Source organism: Mesonia ostreae (assembly GCF_031845265.1).
Taxonomy (GTDB): domain Bacteria; phylum Bacteroidota; class Bacteroidia; order Flavobacteriales; family Flavobacteriaceae; genus Mesonia; species Mesonia ostreae.
The window spans coordinates 28,967-53,830 of the sequence record NZ_JAVRBG010000002.1; the positions used below are offsets into that span (position 1 = coordinate 28,967).

The 24,864-nt window shown below is 36.2% G+C and carries 17 protein-coding genes; 16 read left to right on the forward strand and 1 reads right to left on the reverse strand.

Annotated features, from left to right (window positions below):
• Positions 1-8 precede the first annotated feature (8 nt).
• Positions 9-2,732: a translation initiation factor IF-2 gene (infB, locus tag RLT85_RS02170; protein ID WP_311400409.1), complete on the forward strand. Its 2,724-nt coding sequence runs from the start codon at positions 9-11 to the stop codon at positions 2,730-2,732.
• Positions 2,733-3,319: 587 nt separating this feature from the next.
• Here the strand turns inward: infB and RLT85_RS02175 are convergent.
• Positions 3,320-3,706 (reverse strand): SPOR domain-containing protein, encoded by a 387-nt coding sequence (locus RLT85_RS02175; RefSeq protein WP_311400410.1) that lies wholly within the window; start codon positions 3,704-3,706, stop codon positions 3,320-3,322.
• A gap of 224 nt (positions 3,707-3,930) precedes the next feature.
• Between RLT85_RS02175 and RLT85_RS02180 the strand changes: the two genes are divergently transcribed.
• The 15 genes from RLT85_RS02180 (at position 3,931) to RLT85_RS02250 (ending at position 24,692) form a co-directional block, all read left to right on the forward strand.
• On the forward strand, positions 3,931-5,271 hold the full coding sequence (locus RLT85_RS02180; RefSeq protein WP_311400411.1) for a c-type cytochrome: 1,341 nt from the start codon (positions 3,931-3,933) through the stop codon (positions 5,269-5,271).
• A gap of 38 nt (positions 5,272-5,309) precedes the next feature.
• The gene (locus RLT85_RS02185; protein WP_311400412.1) at positions 5,310-8,402 is read left to right on the forward strand and encodes a TAT-variant-translocated molybdopterin oxidoreductase; all 3,093 of its coding nucleotides are present in this window, start codon (positions 5,310-5,312) and stop codon (positions 8,400-8,402) included.
• A gap of 32 nt (positions 8,403-8,434) precedes the next feature.
• The gene (gene nrfD, locus RLT85_RS02190) at positions 8,435-9,931 is read left to right on the forward strand and encodes an NrfD/PsrC family molybdoenzyme membrane anchor subunit (protein WP_311400413.1); all 1,497 of its coding nucleotides are present in this window, start codon (positions 8,435-8,437) and stop codon (positions 9,929-9,931) included.
• Positions 9,932-9,941: 10 nt separating this feature from the next.
• The gene (locus tag RLT85_RS02195; RefSeq protein WP_311400414.1) at positions 9,942-10,466 is read left to right on the forward strand and encodes a DUF3341 domain-containing protein; all 525 of its coding nucleotides are present in this window, start codon (positions 9,942-9,944) and stop codon (positions 10,464-10,466) included.
• Between the two features lie 4 nt (positions 10,467-10,470).
• Positions 10,471-11,181: a c-type cytochrome gene (locus RLT85_RS02200; protein ID WP_311400415.1), complete on the forward strand. Its 711-nt coding sequence runs from the start codon at positions 10,471-10,473 to the stop codon at positions 11,179-11,181.
• 26 nt (positions 11,182-11,207) lie between these two features.
• Positions 11,208-12,572: a quinol:cytochrome C oxidoreductase gene (locus tag RLT85_RS02205; RefSeq protein WP_311400416.1), complete on the forward strand. Its 1,365-nt coding sequence runs from the start codon at positions 11,208-11,210 to the stop codon at positions 12,570-12,572.
• A gap of 29 nt (positions 12,573-12,601) precedes the next feature.
• Positions 12,602-13,675 carry a cytochrome c oxidase subunit II gene (locus RLT85_RS02210; protein WP_311400417.1) on the forward strand — a complete coding sequence of 358 codons (1,074 nt, stop codon included), beginning with the start codon at positions 12,602-12,604 and terminating at the stop codon, positions 13,673-13,675.
• Between the two features lie 33 nt (positions 13,676-13,708).
• Complete coding sequence (locus RLT85_RS02215) at positions 13,709-15,544, forward strand: cytochrome c oxidase subunit I (RefSeq protein ID WP_311400418.1); 1,836 nt, start codon at positions 13,709-13,711, stop codon at positions 15,542-15,544.
• Positions 15,545-15,613: 69 nt separating this feature from the next.
• Entirely contained in the window at positions 15,614-16,636 is a 1,023-nt protein-coding gene (gene ruvB / locus RLT85_RS02220; protein ID WP_311400419.1) for a Holliday junction branch migration DNA helicase RuvB, read from the forward strand.
• The gene (locus RLT85_RS02225; RefSeq protein ID WP_311400420.1) at positions 16,637-17,977 is read left to right on the forward strand and encodes a cytochrome P450; all 1,341 of its coding nucleotides are present in this window, start codon (positions 16,637-16,639) and stop codon (positions 17,975-17,977) included.
• Positions 17,978-18,433: 456 nt separating this feature from the next.
• A complete protein-coding gene (locus RLT85_RS02230; RefSeq protein ID WP_311400421.1) occupies positions 18,434-20,413 on the forward strand; it encodes a monovalent cation:proton antiporter family protein in 1,980 nt (659 codons plus the stop codon).
• A gap of 337 nt (positions 20,414-20,750) precedes the next feature.
• Positions 20,751-21,944, forward strand: a complete 1,194-nt coding sequence (locus tag RLT85_RS02235; protein ID WP_311400422.1) for a fibronectin type III domain-containing protein — start codon at positions 20,751-20,753, stop codon at positions 21,942-21,944.
• 443 nt (positions 21,945-22,387) lie between these two features.
• Entirely contained in the window at positions 22,388-23,311 is a 924-nt protein-coding gene (queG, locus tag RLT85_RS02240; protein WP_311400423.1) for a tRNA epoxyqueuosine(34) reductase QueG, read from the forward strand.
• Positions 23,312-23,605: 294 nt separating this feature from the next.
• Complete coding sequence (locus tag RLT85_RS02245; protein WP_311400424.1) at positions 23,606-24,100, forward strand: RNA polymerase sigma factor; 495 nt, start codon at positions 23,606-23,608, stop codon at positions 24,098-24,100.
• A complete protein-coding gene (locus RLT85_RS02250) occupies positions 24,084-24,692 on the forward strand; it encodes a hypothetical protein (protein ID WP_311400425.1) in 609 nt (202 codons plus the stop codon). The genes RLT85_RS02245 and RLT85_RS02250 overlap by 17 nt, the downstream gene beginning before the upstream one ends.
• The last annotated feature ends 172 nt before the right edge of the window (positions 24,693-24,864 follow it).

Genomic DNA, 24,864 nt, shown 5'->3' on the forward strand with positions numbered 1-24,864 from the left:
GGCAATTTATGGCTGAAGCAAGAACAATGCGATTAAACAAAGTATTACGTGAATTCAATATTTCATTAGACCGTGCTGTAGAATTTTTAGATTCTAAGGGGTATGATGTTGAGGCGCGTCCTACTGCAAAAATCTCCGAGGAAGTTTACCAGGTGCTTTTTGAGAAGTTTCAAACCGATAAGAGTAAGAAAGTAGCGTCAAAAGAAGTGAGTGAAGAGCGAAAGAAAGAAAAGGAAGATCTTCGGTTGGCTAGAGAGAAAGAGCAAGAAGAGAAATTGCGTAAGCTAGAGGAGCGCAGACAGAAGGAGAAAGAAAAAGAAGAAGAGGAGGCTCGTATAGTGAAAGCTAAAGCTAGTTTAAGCGGCCCTAAGCAAGTGGGTAAAATAGATTTAGAAAAAGATAAATCTAAGAATAAGCCTAGTCCTAAGCCTAAGAAGCAGGAGAAGCCTAAAGAAACTAAGAAGGAAGAGCCGTCTAAAAAAGATGAAACTTCTGGATTAAAGAAACCAGCCGGTGCCGCTCCAGAGAAAAAGGAAGAGGAAAAAGCGCCAGAAGAAGAGCGTCTAGAAACGCAATACAAAAAGCTTAATGGCCCTAACTTCACAGGAGAAAAAATTGATTTAAGTCAGTTTAAGAAAAAGCCTGCGAAGAAAAAAGAAGATGCTAAAGACAGCACTGCAGCCAAAAAGAAGAAACGTAGAAGAATAAGTAAAAGTACTACTGGTGGCGGAACTGCTTCTGGAGGTAACAGAAGAACTGGTGGAGGGTCTTTTAAAAGAGGAGGCGCCAATAAAACGCGTAAACCTGCAGTTACTAAGGAAGAGCCAACAGAAGAAGAAGTACAAAAGCAAATTAGAGAAACGCTAGAAAAGCTTCAGGGGAAATCCTCTAAAGGTAAAGGAGCAAAATATAGAAGAGATAAAAGAGATCAACACCGTCAAAAAACGGAAGACGATCAAGCACAACAAGATCAGGAAAGCAAAACACTTAAAGTAACAGAATTTGTTACGGTAAGTGAGGTGGCTACGATGATGGATGTTGGTGTGACCAAGGTTATTTCAGCTTGTATGTCATTGGGAATGATGGTAACGATGAACCAGCGTCTAGATGCCGAGACTCTTTCTATTGTTGCTGAAGAATTTGGTTTTGAGGTTGATTTTGTAACTGCCGATATTGAAGAGTCAATGGAAGTAGTTGTAGATAATGAAGAAGATTTAATTGAAAGAGCGCCTATTGTTACCGTAATGGGACACGTAGATCACGGTAAAACTTCTTTGCTAGATTACATCCGTAAAGAAAATGTAATTGCAGGAGAAAGTGGAGGAATCACACAGCATATTGGAGCCTACGGCGTAGAGTTAGAAAATGGTAATAAACTATCATTTTTAGATACTCCAGGACACGAAGCCTTTACGGCGATGCGTGCACGTGGAGCGCAAGTTACAGATATCGCAATTATTGTAATTGCAGCAGATGATGATGTGATGCCGCAAACAAAAGAAGCAATTTCTCACGCACAAGCGGCAGGAGTTCCTATAGTTTTTGCGATTAACAAAACAGATCTTCCTACAGCAAATACAGAGAAAATTAAAGAGAAGTTAGCGGCCTTAAATCTTTTGGTAGAAGATTGGGGAGGTAAAGTACAATCTCAAGATATTTCTGCTAAGACAGGAGCTGGTGTTAAAGAATTATTAGAAAAAGTATTATTAGAAGCCGAAATCTTAGAGCTTAAAGCGAACCCTTCTAGAAAAGCTTCTGGTACGGTAGTAGAAGCATACTTAGATAAAGGTAGAGGATATATGTCTACTATTTTAGTTCAAAACGGAACTTTAAAAATTGGAGACTACGTACTCGCAGGAACCACTAGTGGTAAGATCAAAGCGATGCACGATGAGCGTGGGAACACTATTAAAGAAGCAGGTCCCGCAACTCCAGTTTCAATATTAGGATTGGATGGAGCGCCACAAGCAGGAGATAAATTCTCTGTAATGGAAGATGAGCGTGAAGCTAAAGATATTGCATCCAAACGAACACAGTTGCAAAGAGAGCAAAGTGTAAGAACGCAACGTCACATTACCTTAGATGAAATTGGACGTAGAATTGCGTTGGGAGACTTTAAAGAATTAAATATTATCCTTAAAGGAGATGTAGATGGTTCTGTAGAAGCATTGACAGATAGTTTCCAAAAACTTTCTACGGAAGAAATTCAGGTAAATATCATTCATAAAGCAGTAGGTGCAATTACGGAAAGCGATGTATTATTAGCTTCAGCATCTGAAGCGATTATTATCGGATTTAACGTAAGACCTGCAGGTAATGCGCGTCAGGTAGCAGATAAGGAAGAAATCGATATCAGAACTTACTCAATTATCTACGATGCCATCAACGATCTTAAAGATGCGATGGAAGGGATGCTTTCTCCAGAAATGAAGGAAGAGATTACGGGTAACGCAGAAATAAGAGAGACCTTCAAGATTTCTAAAGTGGGTACGATTGCGGGATGTATGGTAACCGATGGTAAGATCTATAGAAATAGTAATATAAGATTAATTCGTGACGGAGTGGTAATCTATACTGGAGTACTTTCTTCCTTGAAACGTTTTAAAGACGATGCGAAAGAAGTTTCTAAAGGATACGATTGTGGACTTCAAGTGAAGAATTACAACGATATAAAGGAAGGCGATATTGTAGAAGCTTTCCAAGAAGTAGCAGTGAAGAAGAAATTGAAATAAGAAAAGTAAATTTACTTCTGAATAAACAAAAAGGCAGTTCCATTGGAGCTGCCTTTTTTCATGAAGGTGTTTGGTAATGCGGCAGAGTTTAATTCTTGCTTTAGTATCGTATTAGTTAAGGGGTTTAAACCCTTTTTCTTCTGATTTGTACTGAAGACAGCTAACTTTGATAGAGTTATGGAGCATCCTTAAAAATGGCTCAAATTAGATGTTTAAGAGTCCTGAATTAATTTGTTTTCAATTATGGGAAGACAGAAAGCGTAAATGCTAAAAATCTAGATTCTATTTGGATGTTTTCAGCTTTGCTACGCTAATCTATTGAGGAAATTTAAAGAAATTTTCCATAAGATTGCTTAAGTGCATATTTGATATTTTTGAGACTTGAAGCTTGAATAATAGTAATGCTAAATAAAAAACCTCTGCTTGAGAATTGCAGAGGTTGGTATTAGTATATTTCTTATTTTCAAAACGAATGTATTGAAATTAGAGAATTTTATTTTTATAAATGATTATTCTTTATTCATTTATTGTGACAATGCTTTGTTTAATTATCACGTAAAAAAGACTTTTAAAAAAGAGAGAAATCACTATCTCGGTTTAAAAACAAAAGAGCTTTTAAAATCTTCTTTAATAGCGATAAAAATTCTTTCCGCTTCTAAGCGATCTCTAAAATCCCCCACCCATACTTTATAGTTAGGAGTTTGATATTCGATACTTGCTGGATGTTTTGGGTATTTTTGCTTGAACCTATCTCTTATTTTATTAGCTTCTTCTAGCGTAGAGCCAGAAAACAACTGAATTTTGTAGCGTTCATTTAGTTCATTGCTCTCTGTCATTTTCGATTTCAGAACTAACATTTCTTGTACTAATGGGTCTGCGGTAATGTTAGATTTGTTTTCTTGAGCGTTTAAGCGCAATCCACTAAAAATGCAACTCGCTAAGAATAAATATATTACTGATTTGTTTATGGTCATGGTACGAAGTGTTTTTTACAAAAGTATAATTAAATAACTATAGTTGTACTGATTTTATTATTTAGAAATAGTATAAATTAGCCATTAACACTTCCCTAACATCCCTAAAATCATCTATAAGTATTACTTTTGTCCTTGGATTTTGGAGTGTTAAGATATGTTAATATAGCTAACTACTTCACTATAAAAACCATACCAAACTAAGATGTTAATTCAGCTGTAATATGAAAAAGGTGAATATACGCCATTCAATTTTTAGAACGCTACTACTTTCTATGGTAGTGTTATTTTCATTCTCGCAAACTTCTTTCGCTCAAGAAGATTCTGGCGCTGCAGATGCTGCGGCAGAAGAATCTGATTCTGGTGCGGGAGATGTCGAAGGAGATGTGGCCGCGGGAAAAGATTTATTTAACTCTCTTTGTGCTGCTTGTCATAAACCGTATAAAAAAGGAATTGGACCTGCGTTACACGGGGTGACCGAAAAGCGCGATAGAGAATGGCTTTACGAGTGGATAGAAAACAGTGCTGCGATGATTGCTTCTGGCGATCCTGAGGCAGTGGCAATCTACGAGGAGTATAATGAGGTTTCTATGAATGCGTTTCCTCAGTTATCTAATGAGGAAATCGATAACATTTTGGCCTATGTGGAGCAGCCAAAAGCCGAGCCCGCTCAAGCGGCAGGAGATAGCGCTCAAGCTAATTCTGGAGGTTCTGGAGGTGGCGGTGTTTCTACCAATATTATATTGGGAATTCTTGCTTTCGTGTTATTGCTACTTACGGTGATTTTAGTTTTAGTAAATAAAACTTTAAATCGATTCGCCGAAGTAAACGGTGTTCCGGTTGTAGTTTCTGAAAAAAGAAAACCTATATGGAAAGCTTTTGTTGAAAACCAGTTTTTAGTATTGGTGTCTTCCATATTCTTATTGTTGGTAGGAGCGTTTTTTGTATATGGCTTTTTTATGCAGGTAGGGGTAGATCAGGGCTATGCACCTGTACAGCCTATTCATTATTCGCATAGAATCCATGCGGGAGATAACCAGATTGAATGTAAGTTCTGTCACTCTTCTGCACGAGTAAGTAAGCATTCGGGAATACCTTCTTTAAATGTGTGTATGAACTGTCATAAATCTATATCAGAAGTGGCGCCAGAAACAGCTACCGACGATTATTCTAAAGAATTTTATGATGGAGAGATCGCAAAATTATACGATGCAGTAGGTTGGGATACAGAAACTTTATCTTATACTGGTGAGGAGAAACCTGTGAAATGGGTTCGAATTCATAATTTGCCAGATTTCGCTTACTTTAATCACTCGCAACACGTTTCGGTTGCTGGGATTGCGTGTCAGGAGTGTCACGGCCCTGTGCAAGAAATGGAAATAATGCGTCAAGACGCACCCTTAACAATGGGTTGGTGTATCAATTGTCATAGAGACACAAAAGTAAAAGTGCAAGGCAATAAGTATTACGATAAAATTCATGAAGAATTGTCTAAGAAATACGGCGTTGAAACATTAACAGCGGCTCAAATGGGAGCCTTGGAATGTGGTAAATGTCACTACTAGTTTTTTTAAGAATAAGAAGTTAATATCTATAATATCATATGTCATCAAACAAGAAATACTGGAAAAGTGTTGAAGAGCTAAATGAGGATAGTTCTATTGTTGAGGCGCTTCAACAAAAAGAATTTGTAGAAGAGATTCCTACAGATGAATTTTTGGGAGACAAAGAGACTTTAGAAAGTTCGTCAACTTCCAGAAGAGATTTCCTTAAATTTGTTGGTTTTAGTACGGCAGCTGCGTCACTTGCGGCTTGTGAAGGTCCTGTGACAAAGTCAATTCCTTACGTGGTTCAGCCAGAGCGTATTGTGCCTGGAGTAGCTAATTATTATGCTACAACCATTGCAGATGGTTTTGATTTTTCTAGCGTGCTTGTGAAAACTCGCGAAGGGAGACCTATTAAAATAGAAAATAATACTCTAGGAAAGGTGAATTCAGGTGCGAATGCTAGAGTTCACGCTTCTGTATTATCCTTATACGATCTTAAGAGGTTGAGTGGGCCTACGATTGGCGGAGAAGGAGTTTCATGGGGAGACTTTGATGATGAGGTAGAAGCGAGGCTCGCTGCTTTAGGCGGAAAAGAATTGGTTTTGTTAACGCAAACTTTTGCAAGTCCTTCTACAGCCAAATTAATTGAAGAGTTTAAAGGGAAGTATCCTAATGTGCGTCACGTGATTTATGATACTGTTTCTGAAACTGCGGCTTTAGATGCTTTTGAGGCTAAATACGGTTTTAGAGCTCTTCCAAATTATGATTTCTCTAAGGCAACTACAATTGTTTCTGTAGGAGCAGATTTCTTGGGAGATTGGCACGGTGGGGGAAACGATTCAGGATATGCTCAAGGAAGAATTCCGAAGAACGGAAAAATGTCTCGTCATATTCAGTTTGAATCTAATATGTCTATGACAGGTGCAAATGCAGATAAGCGTGTACCTGTAACTCCTTCGGAACAAAAGATGATTTTAGCAGCTCTTTACGGATATGTTTCGGGAACCACTACTAGTGGTTTGTCAGCGAAACTAGACGATGTAGTTATTAAAGCTAAAGAAGAATTAAGAAAAGCGGGAACTGGAGCTGTTGTGGTTTCAGGAATCCAAGATATAGATGCGCAGAATTTAGTATTGGCAATCAATGAAAAATTAGGTAGTGCTGTGATGGATACTGCCAATGCAAGAATGATTCGTCAAGGAGATGCTAATGAAGCGCTTCAGTTGGTGGAAGATATGAATAGTGGTTCTGTAGGAGGAATTATGATGGTAGGAGTGAATCCTGCATACAGTTTTCCTAATGCAGATGAATTTGTAGAGGCGCTTAATAAGGTAGATCTTACGGTTTCCTTCTCTTCAAAAATGGACGAAACTGCTGTATTGGCAGAATTTGTAGGAGCTACACCTCACTATTTAGAAAGCTGGGGGGATGTGCAAATGACTAAAAACAATTTTAGTCTAATGCAGCCTACAATTAAGCCATTATTCGATACGCGTCAATTTCAAGATTGCTTATTAAGTTGGACAGATAACGATAAGTCATATTACGACTATATTAAAGAAACTTGGAAAGGAATGTTAGGTTCAACTTCTTGGTCTAGTGCGTTGCACGACGGGGTATTTGAGTCTACTTCTGTGTCAACTGCTTCCAGTACTACGGAGTCTTCAGCTGCAGCTTTATCTGCTTCTTCTTCCGCTAGGAAATTAAGTCAGACTGAAAAATCAAAAGGATTAGAGTTAACGCTTTATACTAAAGTGGCTTTAGGAGATGGAGAGCAAGCAAACAACCCTTGGTTGCAAGAAATGCCAGATCCTATTACTAGAGCTTCTTGGGATAATTATTTAACCATCTCTAAAGCTGATGCGGATGCATTAGAATTGAGTAACAGACACGTGGCTAATGGTGGATTAAATGGTAGTTATGTAAATCTCAAATTGGGAAATACCGAGGTAAATGGTATACCTGTAATTATTCAGCCAGGACAGGCAAGAGGATCTGTTGGACTAGCATTAGGTTATGGTAGAAAAGAAGCGATACAGGAAGAAATGCAGGTAGGTGTAAATGCTTACCCTTTATATAAGAATTTTAATAATGTACAAGATGTAACGATAGAGAAAGCCGCAGGAGAACATGAATTTGCTTGTGTGCAATTGCAGAACACCTTAATGGGTAGAGGCGAAATTGTTAAAGAAACTACATTAGAAATATTTAATACCAAAGATAAGGAGGAATGGAATAGTGTTCCTATGGTATCTTTAAATCATGAAGAAACTCCAGTGACTTCTCCAGAAGTAGATCTTTGGGATTCTTTCGACAGAAGTATAGGGCATCATTTTAATCTTTCTATAGATTTGAATGCTTGTACTGGATGTGGGGCTTGCGTAATTGCTTGTCATAGTGAGAATAATGTGCCAGTAGTTGGTAAGTCTGAAATTAGACGTAGTAGAGATATGCACTGGCTGCGTATTGACCGTTATTATTCTTCGGAAGAAACCTTCTTAGAAGATACAGATAAGAAAGATGACTTTTCTGGCTTGTTTGGAGACAATGGTTCGTTAGGTGGGTTTGGAGAGTTAGAGCACGCTGCAACCCAAAATGTTCAGGTGGTATTTCAACCAGTAATGTGTCAGCATTGTAATCACGCGCCCTGTGAGACTGTTTGTCCAGTAGCGGCAACATCTCACGGACGTCAAGGTCAAAACCAAATGGCTTATAACCGTTGTGTGGGAACAAGATATTGCGCTAACAACTGTCCTTATAAGGTGCGTCGTTTCAACTGGTTCTTGTACAACAAGAATGAGGAGTTTGACTACCATATGAATAATGATTTGGGTAGAATGGTGTTGAATCCAGATGTAACGGTAAGATCTCGTGGGGTGATGGAGAAATGTTCTATGTGTATACAAATGACACAGAAAACAATTCTTGATGCGAAACGCGAGGGAAGAGAAATTAAAGATGGAGAATTCCAAACCGCTTGTTCTAGTGCGTGTAGTGCTGGTGCTATTCAGTTTGGCGATATCAATGATAAGGAGAGTGTGGTGTATGAGAAGAAACAAGACGATAGAATGTATCACTTGTTAGAATATGTAGGTACAAAACCAAACGTTTTTTATCACGCTAAAGTTAGAAACACTTCAAAAGTTTAATAGTTTATTTAAAGAATTAATTATAACGCATTATGTCTCATTACGAAGCACCCTTTAGAAAGCCTTTAGTTACAGGAGATAAGTCCTATCATGATGTTACTTTAGACGTTGCGGCTCCTGTAGAGGGAAAAGCCAATAAGTCTTGGTGGATTGCATTTACTATAGCCCTTATCGCTTTTGTTTGGGGGTTAGGATGTATCACTTATACGGTAGCAACAGGTATTGGTACTTGGGGATTAAACAAGACCGTAGGTTGGGCTTGGGATATTACCAACTTTGTATGGTGGGTAGGTATTGGCCACGCTGGTACACTTATCTCAGCTGTACTATTATTATTCCGGCAAAAGTGGAGAATGTCTATTAACCGATCTGCAGAAGCGATGACTATTTTTGCGGTTGTGCAGGCAGGATTATTTCCTATTATACACATGGGACGTCCTTGGTTGGCATATTGGGTATTGCCTATTCCCAACCAGTTTGGTTCGTTATGGGTAAACTTTAACTCTCCGCTGCTTTGGGATGTTTTTGCAATTTCTACGTATCTTTCGGTATCTTTAGTGTTCTGGTGGACAGGTTTGCTTCCTGATTTTGCTATGATTCGTGACCGAGCGGTAAAACCTTTTCAGAAGAGAATTTACTCTATACTTTCTTTCGGATGGTCTGGTAGAGCAAAAGACTGGCAACGTTTTGAAGAAGTATCTTTAGTACTGGCTGGTTTGGCTACTCCTTTGGTACTTTCTGTACACACGATTGTATCTTTTGACTTCGCAACCTCTGTAATACCAGGTTGGCATACCACGATTTTTCCTCCTTATTTTGTTGCAGGAGCGATTTTCTCTGGGTTTGCCATGGTAAACACATTGTTAATCATTATGCGTAAGGTGTCTAATTTAGAGGACTACATTACGGTACAGCATATTGAATTGATGAATATTGTAATTATGCTTACGGGATCTATTGTTGGGGTCGCCTATATTACCGAGCTGGTAATCGCATGGTACTCTGGTGTAGAATTTGAGCAGTATGCATTTTTAAACAGAGCTACAGGACCTTACTGGTGGGCATATTGGTGTATGATGTCATTTAACGTGATTTCACCTCAATTTATGTGGTTCCCGAAATTAAGAAGAAGTATTATGTTCTCTTTCTTTATTTCAATTGTTGTAAATACAGGAATGTGGTTTGAGCGTTTCGTAATTATTGTAACTTCGCTGCACAGGGATTACTTACCTTCTTCTTGGACGATGTTCTCTCCAACTTTTGTAGATATTGGAATTTTTATTGGAACTATAGGTTTCTTCTTTGTATTATTCTTATTATATGCAAGAACATTCCCGGTAATTGCACAAGCAGAGATCAAAACTATTTTGAAATCTTCGGGAGAAAAGTATAAAAAATTAAGAGCACAACATGGAGATGATGTAGCATTGTATGGAGGGTCTATTATAAAGCCAGCAGCAAATATTAGCCACGAGAAGAACAAGGCTAAGGATGCAAATTCAGACTCAGATAATAATATAAACTTATAATAAGTAAAGAATGTCTTCAAAAGTTATACACGCTATTTATACGGACGATGACTTGCTTATGCAAGCCGTAAAGCAAACGAGAGAGGCCAATTACCACATTGAGGAGATTTATACTCCTTTCCCGGTGCATGGTCTTGATAAGGCAATGGGATTAGAGCCAACACGACTTGCAATTACCTCTTTTTTATATGGTTTGGTAGGTTTAGCGTTCGCCATCTGGATGATGGATTTTATTATGATCCAAGATTGGCCTCAAGATATTGGTGGTAAACCAAGTTTTAGTTTTTTGGAAAATTTGCCGGCTTTTGTGCCTATTATGTTTGAGTTAACCGTATTTTTCGCAGCGCACCTTATGGTTATTACTTTTTATTTAAGAAGTAAACTATGGCCTTTTAAGCAAGCAGAAAATCCAGATGTAAGAACCACAGATGATCATTTTTTGATGGAAGTGAGTGTGGCCAATCATAGTGTAGAATTAATGTCTAAGTTTCTAAGCGACACTGGCGCTTTAGAAGTGAATTTAATAAACAAATAAACCTATGAAAAGTTTATTTAGAATAGCAGGTGTAACTTTAGTGTCTTTATTGGCAGTATCCTGTTTTAATGAAAACGATAGGAATTATCAATATTTTCCTGATATGTATGAATCTGTTGGTTATGAAACTTATGGGGAGTACGATATCTTTGTAGAGGGACAGGAAGCCAAATTGCCTGTGGAGGGTTCTATTCCTAGGGGTTGGATGCCATATGATTATGAAAATAATCTAGATGGATATGATGATGCTAAAGCCAATTTAAAGAATCCACTTCCTTACACAGAAGATAACGTAAATAAAGGTGGAGCTCTGTTTACAGTATATTGCGCAATTTGTCATGGGGATAAAGGTGACGGAAAAGGAACTTTAGTAGAAAGAGAAAAAATACTGGGTGTGCCTTCTTATGATGATCAAGGTAGAGCGATTACAGAAGGTTCTGTATATCACGTGATGTTCTACGGAAGAAATACTATGGGATCTTACGCTTCACAAACCAATGAAGAAGAGCGTTGGCAAATTGATCATTATGTGATGGATTTGAAAGATGAATTGGAAGGAAATCCTAAAAGAGAATTTTTGACAGAAGAAGAAGCAGAGAAGATGAAAATGGAGTCTCTGTTAACGAAGACTGAAATGGTGGAGGAAGAGGATGCTGTAGATGTCGATAATACAGAAACGGAAGAGAGCAATAGCTTAAACCAAGAACAAAATTAAGAATCAACCGCATTATATATTTTAATATGTACACGCTATCTGGTAAATTAAAAATAACAGCAATAATCTTAATGATTGTTGGGGCAATAGGACTTATTTATGGTTTCTTATCTGCTCCATCTTCCATCGAAGATGTAAAAGAAATTATTGCCTCTCATGAAGCTCACGGGGAAGGACACGCTGCAGCTGAAGAAACGACTCATCAGGTTGATGGAGTGGATGCTGAGAATTCAAAAGTAGTTGCTGCGACAGGAGAACAAGCATCTGATGCCCACAGCGATGAGGATACGCACGCAGAGCATATGTTACACCAATTGCAAAATAAACCTTGGGCTGCCACATATGTAGCAGCATTCTTCTTTTTTATGATTGCTCTGGGTACATTGGCTTTTTATGCGGTACAATACGCAGCACAGGCAGGATGGTCGCCAGTTTTATTTAGAGTAATGGAGGCTATTACTGCTTATTTATTGCCAGGAAGTATTATTATGTTTGTTTTACTTGTTCTTTCTGGAGTGCACTTAAATCATCTGTTTATATGGATGGATCCAGAGGTTGTGGCAAATGATTCCATCATACAAGCGAAGGAGTCGTACTTGAATGTTCCGTTCTTTTTAATAAGAGCTGCAATCTATATAGCAGGATGGAATATTTTTAGATTCTTTTTAAGAAGAAATTCTTTAAGGCATGATGAAGTAGATCATAATCGTTATTATAAAGCAAATTTTAAACTATCAGCTGGATTCTTGGTATTCTTTATGGTTAGTGAATCTATGATGTCTTGGGATTGGATTATGAGTTTTGATCCGCATTGGTTTAGTACGTTATTTGGCTGGTATTTATTCTCTAGTTTGTTTGTTGCTGCAATTACGGTAATTGCTTTAGTTACTATGTTTTTAAAGTCTAGAGGTTATTTACCAACGGTAAATGATAGCCATATTCATGACCTTGCTAAATTTATGTTTGGAATGAGTATTTTTTGGACTTATTTATGGTTCTCTCAATTTATGTTGATATGGTATTCAAATATTCCAGAGGAGGTAACTTACTATATAACCCGAATTGAAGATTATAATTTACCTTTCTTTGGCATGGTTGCACTTAACTTTATTTTCCCTGTGCTGATGCTTATGAATAGCGATTACAAAAGAATTAATTGGTTTGTGGTAATGACAGGAGTTATTATATTATTTGGTCATTACTTAGACATTTATACCATGGTTATGCCAGCAACAGTAGGTAAATCTTGGTTTATTGGAGTGTCTGAGATTAGTGCTTTGCTTTTCTTTGGAGGTTTATTTTTGTTAATCGTATTCAGTGCCTTAACCAAAGCACCTTTAATAACAAAAAGAAATCCTTTTTTAAAGGAAAGTGAACAATTTCATTATTAAGATAATTAGTTTAAAGAAGATTATATAAAATGACTGTATTTTTAATTATCATAGTTATAGCGCTTTTAGGAATTACGCTTTGGCAAATGTCAAAGATCTTAAAGCTATCTAAATCACATAGCTCGGAAGATCCTAGCATTGCGACAGAAAACGACAACAAAACCCAAGGGTACATGATGTTGGGTTTTCTCATCGTGTTTAATTTATTTATGCTATATAATTTCTGGGAATATTCAAGATTTTATTTGCCAGAAGCAGCTTCAGCCCATGGGGTGCAATTTGACAATCTAATGTTCCTATCCTTAGGGATTATTATATTTGTTCAATTTATTACTCAGTTCTTGCTGCATTATTTTACTTTTATTTACAGAGGCCAAAAGGGTAGAAGAGCCTACTTTTACGCAGATAATGATAAACTAGAATTTGTTTGGACTATTCTTCCCGTTCTTGTTTTATCAGGATTGATTATCTACGGATTATTTACTTGGTCAGATATTATGAATGTAGAGGAAGACGAAGATACTATAGTTATAGAATTATATGCCTATCAATTTGGTTGGAAAGCTAGATATGCAGGAGAAGATAATACCTTGGGTAAGGCAAATGTTCGTTTCATTAAAGGTATAAATTCAGTAGGTGTGGATGAAAGTGATACCTACGCTATGGATGACAAAATCGTTGGTTCTTTACACTTGCCAGTAAATAAGAAAGTTCTTTTTAAAATGAGATCTCAAGATGTGTTACACTCGGCATATTTCCCATTCTTTAGAGCTCAAATGAATGTTGTTCCTGGTATGATTACTCAATTCGGATTTACACCAACTATTACTTCCGAAGAGATGAGAAATACAGACTATATGATAGATAAGGTTAAAACCATCAATGAAATCCGTAAAGAAAATAGTGAAGAACTAGTGGCTAACGGAGATATGGCTTTAGATCCTTATGAGTTTGAATATTACTTATTATGTAATAAGATTTGTGGAGTTTCTCACTATAATATGCAGATGAAAATTGTTGTAGAAAGTGAAGAAGATTATAAGCAATGGTTAGCCGAACAAGAGAGTTTTGGTGAAACTATGGCGAAGCAAAAGGATAAATAAAAAATAATTATTTAAAAGTTATATAGTATAGATATGTCAGTAACTGCAAACGCAACTTTAGCTCAAGATCATCACGATAATGGTGATCATGGACATCATCATAAAGAACCCTTTATTACTAAATATATATTTAGTCAGGATCATAAAATGATTGCCAAGCAATACCTCATTACGGGTCTGTTAATGGGTAGTTTGGGAATTTTAATGTCGGTCTTATTTAGAATGCAGATTGCATGGCCGGAAGAATCCTTTATGATATTCGAATGGTTTTTAGGAGAGAAATATGCTCCAGGTGGAGTAATGACTGCCGAAGCATATTTAGCTTTAGTGACTATTCACGGGACAATTATGGTCTTTTTCGTACTCACAGCTGGTCTAAGTGGTACATTTAGTAACTTTTTAATTCCCTTACAAATTGGAGCAAGAGATATGGCCTCAGGATTCCTTAATATGGTATCTTATTGGATATTCTTCATCTCTTGTATAATTATGATTTCTTCCTTATTTGTAGAGTCGGGACCGGCTTCTGCAGGATGGACGATCTATCCCCCTTTAAGTGCCTTACCAGAAGCTATTCCAGGGTCTGGAATGGGAATGACACTATGGTTAATCTCTATGGCGTTCTTTATTGCACAATCTTTATTAGGTTCATTAAATTACATTGTAACGGTAATTAACTTAAGAACAAAAGGAATGTCTATGACTAGACTTCCATTAACTATTTGGGCTTTATTTGTAACTGCTATTATTGGGGTGGTATCTTTCCCAGTACTATTATCGGCAGCTTTGATGTTGATAATGGATAGAAGTTTTGGAACTTCATTCTTCCTTAGTGACATTTATATTAAAGGAGAAGTATTGGCGCACCAAGGAGGTTCTCCCGTATTATTTGAGCATTTATTCTGGTTCTTAGGACATCCAGAAGTATATATTGTAATTCTTCCAGCGATGGGATTAGTATCCGAAGTGATGGCCAGTAACGCTAGAAAACCAATTTTTGGTTATAGAGCGATGGTAGCTTCCATTTTAGGGATTGCATTTCTTTCTACGATTGTATGGGGACACCATATGTTTGTATCAGGGATGAATCCATTCTTAGGATCTGTATTTACATTTACAACCTTATTAATTGCAATTCCTTCCGCAGTAAAAGCTTTTAACTGGATTACTACTTTATGGAAAGGTAACCTGCAGATGAATACAGGAATGCTGTGGTCTATAGGATTTGTTTCTACTTTTATTACAGGAGGATTAACAGGAATTATTTTAGGAGATAGTACCTTAGATATAAACGTACACGATACGTATTTCGTAATTGCTCACTTCCACTTAGTAATGGGAATATCTGCACTTTACGGGTTCTTTGCTGGTGTTTATCACTGGTTCCCTAAAATGTATGGTAGAATGATGAATAAGAATTTAGGCTATATTCACTTTTGGGTTACCGTCGTAGGAGCTTATGGGGTTTTCTTCCCAATGCACTTTATTGGATTGGCAGGACTTCCTAGACGTTATTATACCAACACGGCGTTTCCTTACTTTGATGATTTAGCAGATACGAATGTGTTAATCACTGTGTTTGCAATTATGACCGCATTGGTTCAATTAGTATTTATGTATAACTTCTTTCATTCTATGTTCTATGGGAAAAAATCAACACGAAATCCTTGGAGATCGAACACCTTGGAATGGACTACACCAGTTCATCCAGTTCACGGAAACTGGCCTGGAGAAATCCCAGCTGTGTACCGTTGGTCTTATGATTATAGTAAAATGAATGAGGACGGAACAGATTACGTGATACCGGGACAAGATTTTATCCCACAAAACGTACCTCTGCAAAAGAACGAAGAAGAGTTAAATCACTAATTGATTGCTTACTTTACGATACAAAGCCTTTTCTAGTTATAGAGAAGGCTTTTTCTTTATATTTGTTTTATGAATGAAAATCTAGATGCTACAGGAGAAAACTTCACGCCAGAGGAGTTGGATATAGAAAGAGCTTTGCGCCCGCTTTCTTTTGATGATTTTGCAGGACAACAAAAAGTTTTGGAAAATCTTCAAATTTTTGTGCAAGCGGCAAATTTAAGAGAAGAAGCATTAGATCATACGCTCTTTCACGGTCCTCCGGGGCTTGGGAAAACTACTTTGGCACACATTCTAGCCAATGAGTTGGAAGTTGGTCTTAAGATGACCTCTGGTCCGGTCTTGGATAAGCCTGGGGATTTAGCGGGATTACTTACCAATCTAGAAGAGCGAGACGTATTATTTATTGATGAAATTCATAGGTTAAGTCCCATTGTAGAAGAATACTTGTATTCTGCGATGGAAGACTTTAGAATTGATATTATGATTGAGTCTGGTCCCAATGCTAGATCGGTTCAAATTAATCTCAATCCCTTTACTTTGGTCGGTGCCACGACTCGTTCTGGATTGTTAACTGCGCCTATGCGCGCCCGTTTTGGGATTTCCAGCAGATTGGAATATTATTCTACGGAATTGTTATCAGGTATCGTTCAACGAAGTGCCGAAATTTTGAGAGTTCCAATTAGCGAAGATGCTTCCATAGAAATAGCAGGTAGGAGTAGAGGAACTCCCAGAATTGCTAATGCCCTTTTAAGAAGAATAAGAGATTTTGCGCAGATTAAAGGAAACGGTAAAATAGATATGGAAATCTCTAAATACGGACTTCATGCTTTAAATGTAGATGCGCACGGTTTGGATGATATGGACAATAGAATCTTAACCACGATTATCGATAAATTTAAAGGAGGTCCCGTAGGGCTTACCACCCTTTCTACAGCAGTTAGCGAAAGCTCAGAAACTATTGAAGAAGTATATGAACCCTTCTTAATTCAGCAAGGTTTTATTATAAGAACACCTAGAGGAAGAGAAGTAACCGATGCCGCTTACAAGCATTTAGGAAGAACCAAAACCGACCTTCAGGGAGGTTTATTTTAGATGAGCGTTTACAAAAATATACCAGAAGTTTCTTTTTTAAAATTCCTAAAGCACGGTAGCAGAATTTTAAAAAACCCTTTGCCGTTCCACGAGCGTAACTTTGAGCGCTTAGGGGATACGTTTAAGTTAAAAATTGGTTTAGGTAATTATGTGATTTTTTCTAGAGATCCTAAACTAGCACAGCACATTTTACAAAAAAATCAGAAGAACTACCATAAGTCACCAATCCAAACAAAAGATTTGGCAAAGTATGTAGGTAATGGACTTTTAACTACCAACGGCGAACAATGGGCAAGGCAACGTAAAATGATTCAGCCTGCTTTTCATAAAAAGCAATTAGCGCTGCTCTTAGATACTATGCAAACGGCTATTTCTACTGAAGTTGATAACATTACTACTGAAAAACCCATAGACGTTTTTCCTATTTTTAATGATTTGGCGTTTCAGACGGTGGTGAAGTCGCTTTTTAGTAGTGAAGTTGGACAACAAGAAATAAATAGGCTCCAGTATATTACAGAAGCTGCACAAAAAATGTTGGTAAGAGAATTACGACAACCGTTTAAAGTATGGTGGTTTAGGTGGAGCGGACAAATACAAGCGCATTTAAAATTAACTGAAGAGGCACGAGAGATTTTAAATAAAGTAGTAGAGAAAAGAAAAGCTTCTGGCAAGCGGGAAGATGATTTATTAGACATGCTTTTAGACACTCGCTATGATGATTATAGCGAGATGGATACACGACAACTTCTTGATGAGATTCTTATTCTATTCACCGCAGGGCACGAAACTACATCAAATGCCCTAACTTTTACGTGTGAGTTATTAGCGAGACATCCTAAAGAGCAAGAAAAGATTTATGAAGAAGTTAAGACTAACGCGCATCTAAAAAATGATTTAATGGCTTTTTTGCAAGCCAGTCCCTATACAGCACAAGTTATTGAAGAGGCCATGCGATTATATCCGCCTGCATATTTTATAGATAGAATTAGTTTGGAAGAAGACAAATGCAATGGGATGATTATTCCAAAAAATGCCAGTATTTTACTGTCTGTTTATGAAATACAGAGACATGAAAATTATTGGAAAAATCCATTGCAATTTGATCCAAATCGATTTTCGACCTTAGAAACCAAAAAATCTATCGCTTACTATCCGTTTGGAGCGGGACCTAGAAAATGTATAGGCAATAATTTTGCGATGTATGAAATGGTTTTAGCTATTGCGGAAGTGGTTTCTCGTTTTAAAATTAAACCTACCAATAACTCAATAGAGATCTTACCACTTATAACCTTAAAACCTAAGAACGCGGTGTTAAAGTTTGAACAGAGATCTACCGCATAAAAACTTGTTTCTACCAAATGCTTTACGGCGCTGTACTAGGAGTATAATTTATAGGTTTTGTTGATGGTTTATTTTTTCAATAGCAAATGTTCATTGTATCCGGTACTTAAGTTTGGCTGGGGTTGAAGTGTTTTTGTTTTATTCTTCTTCTCCTTGCTAGAATAAATTCAATTAGGATGGCATTTTCTAAACGTCTTATACGGGACAAAATTTCATCGTAGAAATGAAGGCGGATTTGGCAGTGTTTTATCATTCTATAAACCTCGCGCTACAAACTATTTTTACTTCCGAAGAAAATATTTTAAAATTAGAAGTCATATTTATAGGGATGTTTTAACCTAAATCGAAATATCAAGTCTATCTATTGCTAGAGAAAACGCAAAATAAAACCTAAATGCCTTGAGAAACGTTCCAAATCCATTAAAAAAAATATCTTTGTAGCTAAAATACAATTGCATGGAGTCAACCCTTTTTCAAGACGTTCTTATTCTACTTGGCTTTTCGGTCATGATTGTATTTTTATTGCAAAAACTGAAGTTGCCCTCTATTTTAGGTTTTTTGATTACTGGTATTATCATTGGTCCGTATGGACTAAGTTTGGTGACAGCAGTTCACCAAGTAGAAATTTTTGCCGAAATTGGAGTAATACTCTTGCTATTTGTGATTGGTCTAGAATTGTCTATCAAACAATTAATACTGATTAAAAAAACAGTTTTTATTGGAGGCCTTCTGCAAGTGAGTCTCACAGTTGGTATAGCAGCCCTTGCGGCTAATGTATTTGGAGCATCTTGGGATAAAGCAGTTTTTATGGGGTTTCTGGTTTCTCTCTCTAGTACCGCTATTGTATTAAAAGTTTTGCAAGATAAAAATGAAATTTCTGCAGCTCACGGTCGTAATGCGCTGGGTATTCTCATTTTTCAAGATATAATTGTGGTCCCCATGATGTTGGTAACCCCCATCATGGCTGGAAATTCTGACGATATTACAGGCAGTATTATAGGTTTGTTAGTAAAGTCACTAATTGTAGTGGCCATAACTTATGTTTTAGCAAGATATGTAGTTCCAAAATTAATGTATTTGGTCGCCAAAACAAGAAGTAAAGAATTGTTTATACTTACCACAATTACTATTTGTTTTGCCGTTGCTTATTTAACCTCTATGGCTGGACTTTCTCTAGCATTAGGCGCTTTTTTGGCAGGGCTTATTATTTCAGAATCTGAATATAGTCATCAGGCAACAAGCATCATCTTACCGTTTAGAGAGCTTTTTACTTCTTTCTTCTTTATCTCTGTAGGAATGCTATTAAATATAGGCTTCTTTGTAGAGAATGTATCAATGGTATTGCTGCTTGTAGTGGGAGTGATGGTGTTAAAAACTTTGGCGACTGCCATTGCCGTGGTAGTTTTAAAGTATCCCATAAAAACCGTTTTGCTTACCGCATTAGCCTTATCTCAAGTTGGGGAATTTGCCTTTATCTTGGCTACGATTGGTATGGATAATAACTTATTAAACGATAATGTTTACCAATACTTTTTGGCAATCTCTATCTGTTCTATGCTGCTTACTCCTTTTGTCATCATTTATTCAGAGCAAATGAGTAATTTCCTGATTAGAATATTTTTATCTGGTAAGTCTAAGACAAAAAATACTGTGCAACCAGAACCAGTAGACGACTCCTTGGTTCTTAAAAATCACTTAATTATTGTTGGCTTCGGTATTAATGGAAGAAGTTTGGCCAAAGCTGCAGAATTTAGCAATATTCCTTATGTGGTGTTAGAGCTCAATGCCGAAACCGTGCGAGAAGAAGCAGAGAAAGGAGTTCCTATTATTTTTGGGGATGCCGCAGACGATCACATTTTAAATCACGTAGATGTATTTCACGCGCGAGCTATCGTTGTTGCTGTAACCGAATTGAAAACGTCTAAAGATATTGTTAGAGCGGTGCGCAACATCACTCAGTCTATTTATTTACTGGTAAGAACAAAATACGTTAGAGAAATCAATGATTTAAAAGCAATAGGAGCAGACGAGGTAATCCCTGAAGAACTTGAGGCTGCGGTTGAGATATTCTCGCGCATTCTTCATAATTTTTTAGTTCCAGAAGATGAAATTACTAATTTCCTAGATTCAATTCGATCAGATAATTATAACCTTTTTCAAGATAAAGCTAAAGTTCCAAGAACTTTTAAAAGTGACCAAGTTCCAGATTTTAATATCACTTGTTTGCGAGTGTATAAAGACAGCGGTTCCCCAGTTGGTAGAAGTTTAAAAGATTTGGATTTACGTTCAAAATATAATATAAATGTGATAGCGGTAGCACGAGACGGAGTAATGGTCTCTAATATTGGAGCAGATGAGAAGATCTTACAAAATGATTTACTCTACGTACAAGGGGGAGTTTCAGAAATAGAAGGTTTTAGAAAAGCGATTGGGTAAATTTTCAGTTTTTACTTCATAAAAATAATGATCATCTAATTCTTCTTTCATTTTTGCTGAAATGTAAATCCTTCCACTTCTTCATCAAGCTCATGCATAGTTTTGACAAGTCTACTAAAAGCGATAGATTGGAATCCGTTGATGTTGATAAATTCTATTTCTTTAATTGGATAGTCTCAGCCTCTTGAAATTAGGTAAATCCATTGGTAAGACAAGCATCTTTAAATGCTAGGAGAATAAACCTCATTGTTCAAGTAAAAAACTTATATTTACTAGACACAAACTAGTATTGAACGTTGCGGTTACATGTGTGACTTACAATCCAAATTTTATAACTATGAATTTTTTTTCAAAATCAATTATTATTATTGTTTGTTGCTTAGGTATTTATGCGTGTAGTAACGATGATAATGGCTCAGTAGTAAATGATGACACTACTACAATAGAACCCTCGAAATTAGAAATTTCAGACATCACTTTTACTTCTGCTCAAATTAACTGGACCGTCAATACAATAGAAAAACTTGAGGGTACTCCCTATTCTCTTTATCTAAATGATTCATTATTATCAAATCAAATTTTTGAAAACTCCTATTTGTTAGAAGATTTGAGTGCGTCTACATCCTATACCGTTGTTTTGGAATATGACAATGTTAACAACCTGACCTCAAGCCTTCAAAAGGAATTTGAAACTTCCTCGAGTGGGAATTTAGTGCTAAGCAAATATATATTTAATCATAATAACTCTTCTAACGATACTATAGAATTAGAATATAATACAAATGAACAATTGGTAAGACGAGAATTCTTAGCAGTTCCTGCAATTTTTAGGAAAGGTTATGAGTATTTTTATAATGAACAAAACAATTTGAAAGAAGTACAAGAATTAAATTCATTTACGCGTGCTAATATCTTCTTTGATTCTAATGGAGAATTTAATGATATAAAAATAAGGGAAGGGGATTCAGATGTTTTTAATAAATATGAATTTAGTGATTTTACCGATGATTCCTATAATTTGTCTAAAACTTTGATCAATACATTTGGAGGTGATTACTCAGAAGAATTGATATATGAAAAAGCAATCAATTTTATAATGAATAATAATCGATTAACAAATGTTATAGAAACCAATTTAGAAACACAAGAAACTATCGTGATGGCATTTACTTATTCAGCAGGAAATCTTGTTGAAATTAAGTTAGACGAAGAAACCTTGGTAATTTCCTATGATGACAAGAAAAATTTGCATACCTATTCTAGTTTTTTATTGGGAGGTAGTATGTATAGTTTCTTAGATTGCGGGGGATTATTATATTTAGAGGAACAATTTCAAGATAAAATTAAATACTATCCTCATTTTAATCATCAAAATGAAAACAATCCAATTGAATACAAGCTTAATGGAATAGTGGTAAAAACTTTTGCTTACGACTATAATGAGTTCAATTATCCTTCTAAAATCTATGTAAACTCTAATACTTCTGAAGAAATTGATATTAATCTAGAATATAATCCGAGTCTGTTATAAGTTTTTAAATTTTTTTTCTTTGCAAAAAATATAAATATGGTAAAAGATATGCAAGTTAGTTTTTTGACATCGTAAAATTAATGCGGCACGACAAAAGTAAGGATGATGTAGCCTGTTTTTAATTAAGATTTAAAAACCATTCATTTTACCTCTTCCTCAAGTTTATGCATAGTAATTATGAGTCTGCTAAAAGCTGTGGATTGAAAGCCATTCACGTTGATGCACTAACTTTTTATGCTCCGTATACACATAAAGTCTCGATTTTGATTGTTTACAGTTAATTCAATAAGGATTATATGATTGGTTAAGGGCATTTCTAATACATATGCAGTTTTATAGCGTATAGAATTCATCAAAATTTGACTCAGGGAGATGGCTTGTAAATTCAAATTCCAAAAATTTGTCCGTACTTTTGTGAACTTAGCACAAAAAATTTCAAACCTTTGTCTAACACCGAAAAATATTCTAAACTCATTAAAGCCGAAGCAAAACGCTTGGGATTTATGTCTTGCGGTATAAGCAAAGCGGGCTTTTTAGAAGAAGAAGCGCCACGTTTAGAAGATTACTTGAATAATAACAGACACGGAGAGATGAAATGGTTAGAAAATCATTTTGACAAGCGACTAGATCCAACTCTGCTCGTACCTGGAGCCAAAAGTGTGGTGTCGCTGTTGCTGAATTATTATCCCGAAGAACAACAAGATGACGACACGTATAAAATTAGTAAATACGCTTACGGAAGAGATTATCATTTTGTAATTAAGGATAAACTTAAAGCTTTGCTTTCCCACATCCGCGAAGAAATTGGAGAGGTGGGAGGACGCGCTTTTGTAGATTCTGCTCCCGTAATGGATAAAGCTTGGGCGGCAAAAAGTGGTTTAGGCTGGGTTGGCAAACACACGCTGTTATTGTCAAAAAAAACAGGCTCTTTTTATTGCGTAGCCGAATTGATTATCGATTTAGACTTAGAATATGATACTCCAGTAACCGACCATTGCGGAAACTGTACCGCCTGCATAGATGCCTGCCCAACTGATGCGATTTATGAGCCTTATAAAGTAGATGGCAGCAAATGTATTTCGTATTATACCATTGAATTAAAAAATGAAATTCCCGTTTCAGAACAAGGGAAGTTTAACGATTGGATGTTTGGTTGTGATATCTGCCAGAATGTTTGTCCGTGGAATCGCTTTTCTAAATCTCACAATGAACCGCTGTTTGATCCGCATCCAGATTTACTAGAGATGGATAAAAAGGATTGGGAAGAACTCACGCAAGAGACTTTTGGGAAGATTTTCCAAAAATCTGCCGTCAAGCGGACAAAGTTCTCAGGATTAAAAAGGAATATCGATTTTTTAAAAGACTAAGTTAGAGAAAGTGCTTTTAGAATCACGACTCTTTGACCCACGACCCAATACTCTTTGACCCATGATTTTAAGATCGCATATTACGAATACACGAAAAACTATAAACCAACAACAAAAAACGAAAAACGAGGTTTCGATACAAAATTCTAGAAAAGAACTGTCAACCTGAATTTATTTCAGGATCTCATGAAGAATTAGATAAATCATACAACAGTATTTTCTCCCGATTAAAAAGATTTACAAAAAAACTTGTAATAAATTCATCTTTCTATCACTAACTAAGAAAAGGAAGTTTTGAGTAGAGATTTTTATACACAGTTTATTTTACCTTATGTAGGCATCATAATTAAAATTTGTAGGGCTTATACAGATAATGAAGAAGATTTTCAAGATTATTACCAAGAGGTATGTCTTCAGCTATGGAAAAGCCGAGATAATTTTAAAGGTGAATCCAAATGGTCTACTTGGGTGTACCGCATTTCTCTTAATGTTTCCCTCTCGCTATTGAGAAAAGATAAGAAAATCAGTAAAAAAAGTGTAGAGTTGCCAGCTATAGAAGATAAAGTAGAGGCTGCATCAGATCCTTTTCAGGATGAGTCTTTAAAAATGCTTTACCAAGCCATCAAAAAACTTTCAGAAGTAGATCGCGCAATCATTTTACTTTATTTAGAAGAAAAATCCTATCAAGAAATTGCCGAAATCATGGGATTATCTCCAATCAATATCGGCGTTAAAATCAACAGAATTAAGAAAAAACTAAAAACATTACTTCATGGAAAAGTCTATTGAAAACATTTGGAAAGAAGGTTTTGAGGCGGAAACAAAACTTAGCGCACCTGCTATAGCCAATTTTTACGATAAAAAATCTAAATTAATTACGCAGAAGATTAATAAACGCACCAAAAAAGATAATTTAAGTCTTCTTCCCGTGGCTCTTATAATATCTGCCATTTTGGTATTTATGGGAGAGTTTTTTTTAGCTATTTACAATGCCGTATTAATTGTAGCCTTGTTCTTTGCCAATAAAAAAATGCTAAGAGACCTTAATTCTATCAACATACAAGATAACACTTACTACTATCTTCTCAATTATAAAAAGCAAGTCAAGAAGATTATAAAATCTTCCACTTTGATAGCGGGCTTAGGTTTTCCGATGGTCATTATTCCCGCCTATTGGGTCTTTTTTCAAGATACCAAGGTTATGATAAAGCTCCAAGAAATGGATTCTATTTTAGCTATGATGCTCGTTGCAGGCTTGGCCTTGTTTTTTTCTATCGTTGCTATTTCTGGCTACAAGCTTAGTAATAAAATGATGTATGGAAACTTGTTGGAGAGATTAGAAAGTACGATTGAAGATATGGAAGAGTTAATGAAAGATTAAAAAACTAACTGCTTTGAAGTCAGGATTCATTTTTTCTGGGAAGAGAAAGACTTCCGTAAAGTAGGTATTTGTGATATTTTCTTCGGAATGAAGACTTACACATGTATGTTTACGAGTTGATATAAAGTCTATACTCTCACTTTCTCTTCATTTCGTAAAAAGTATTCTGTTT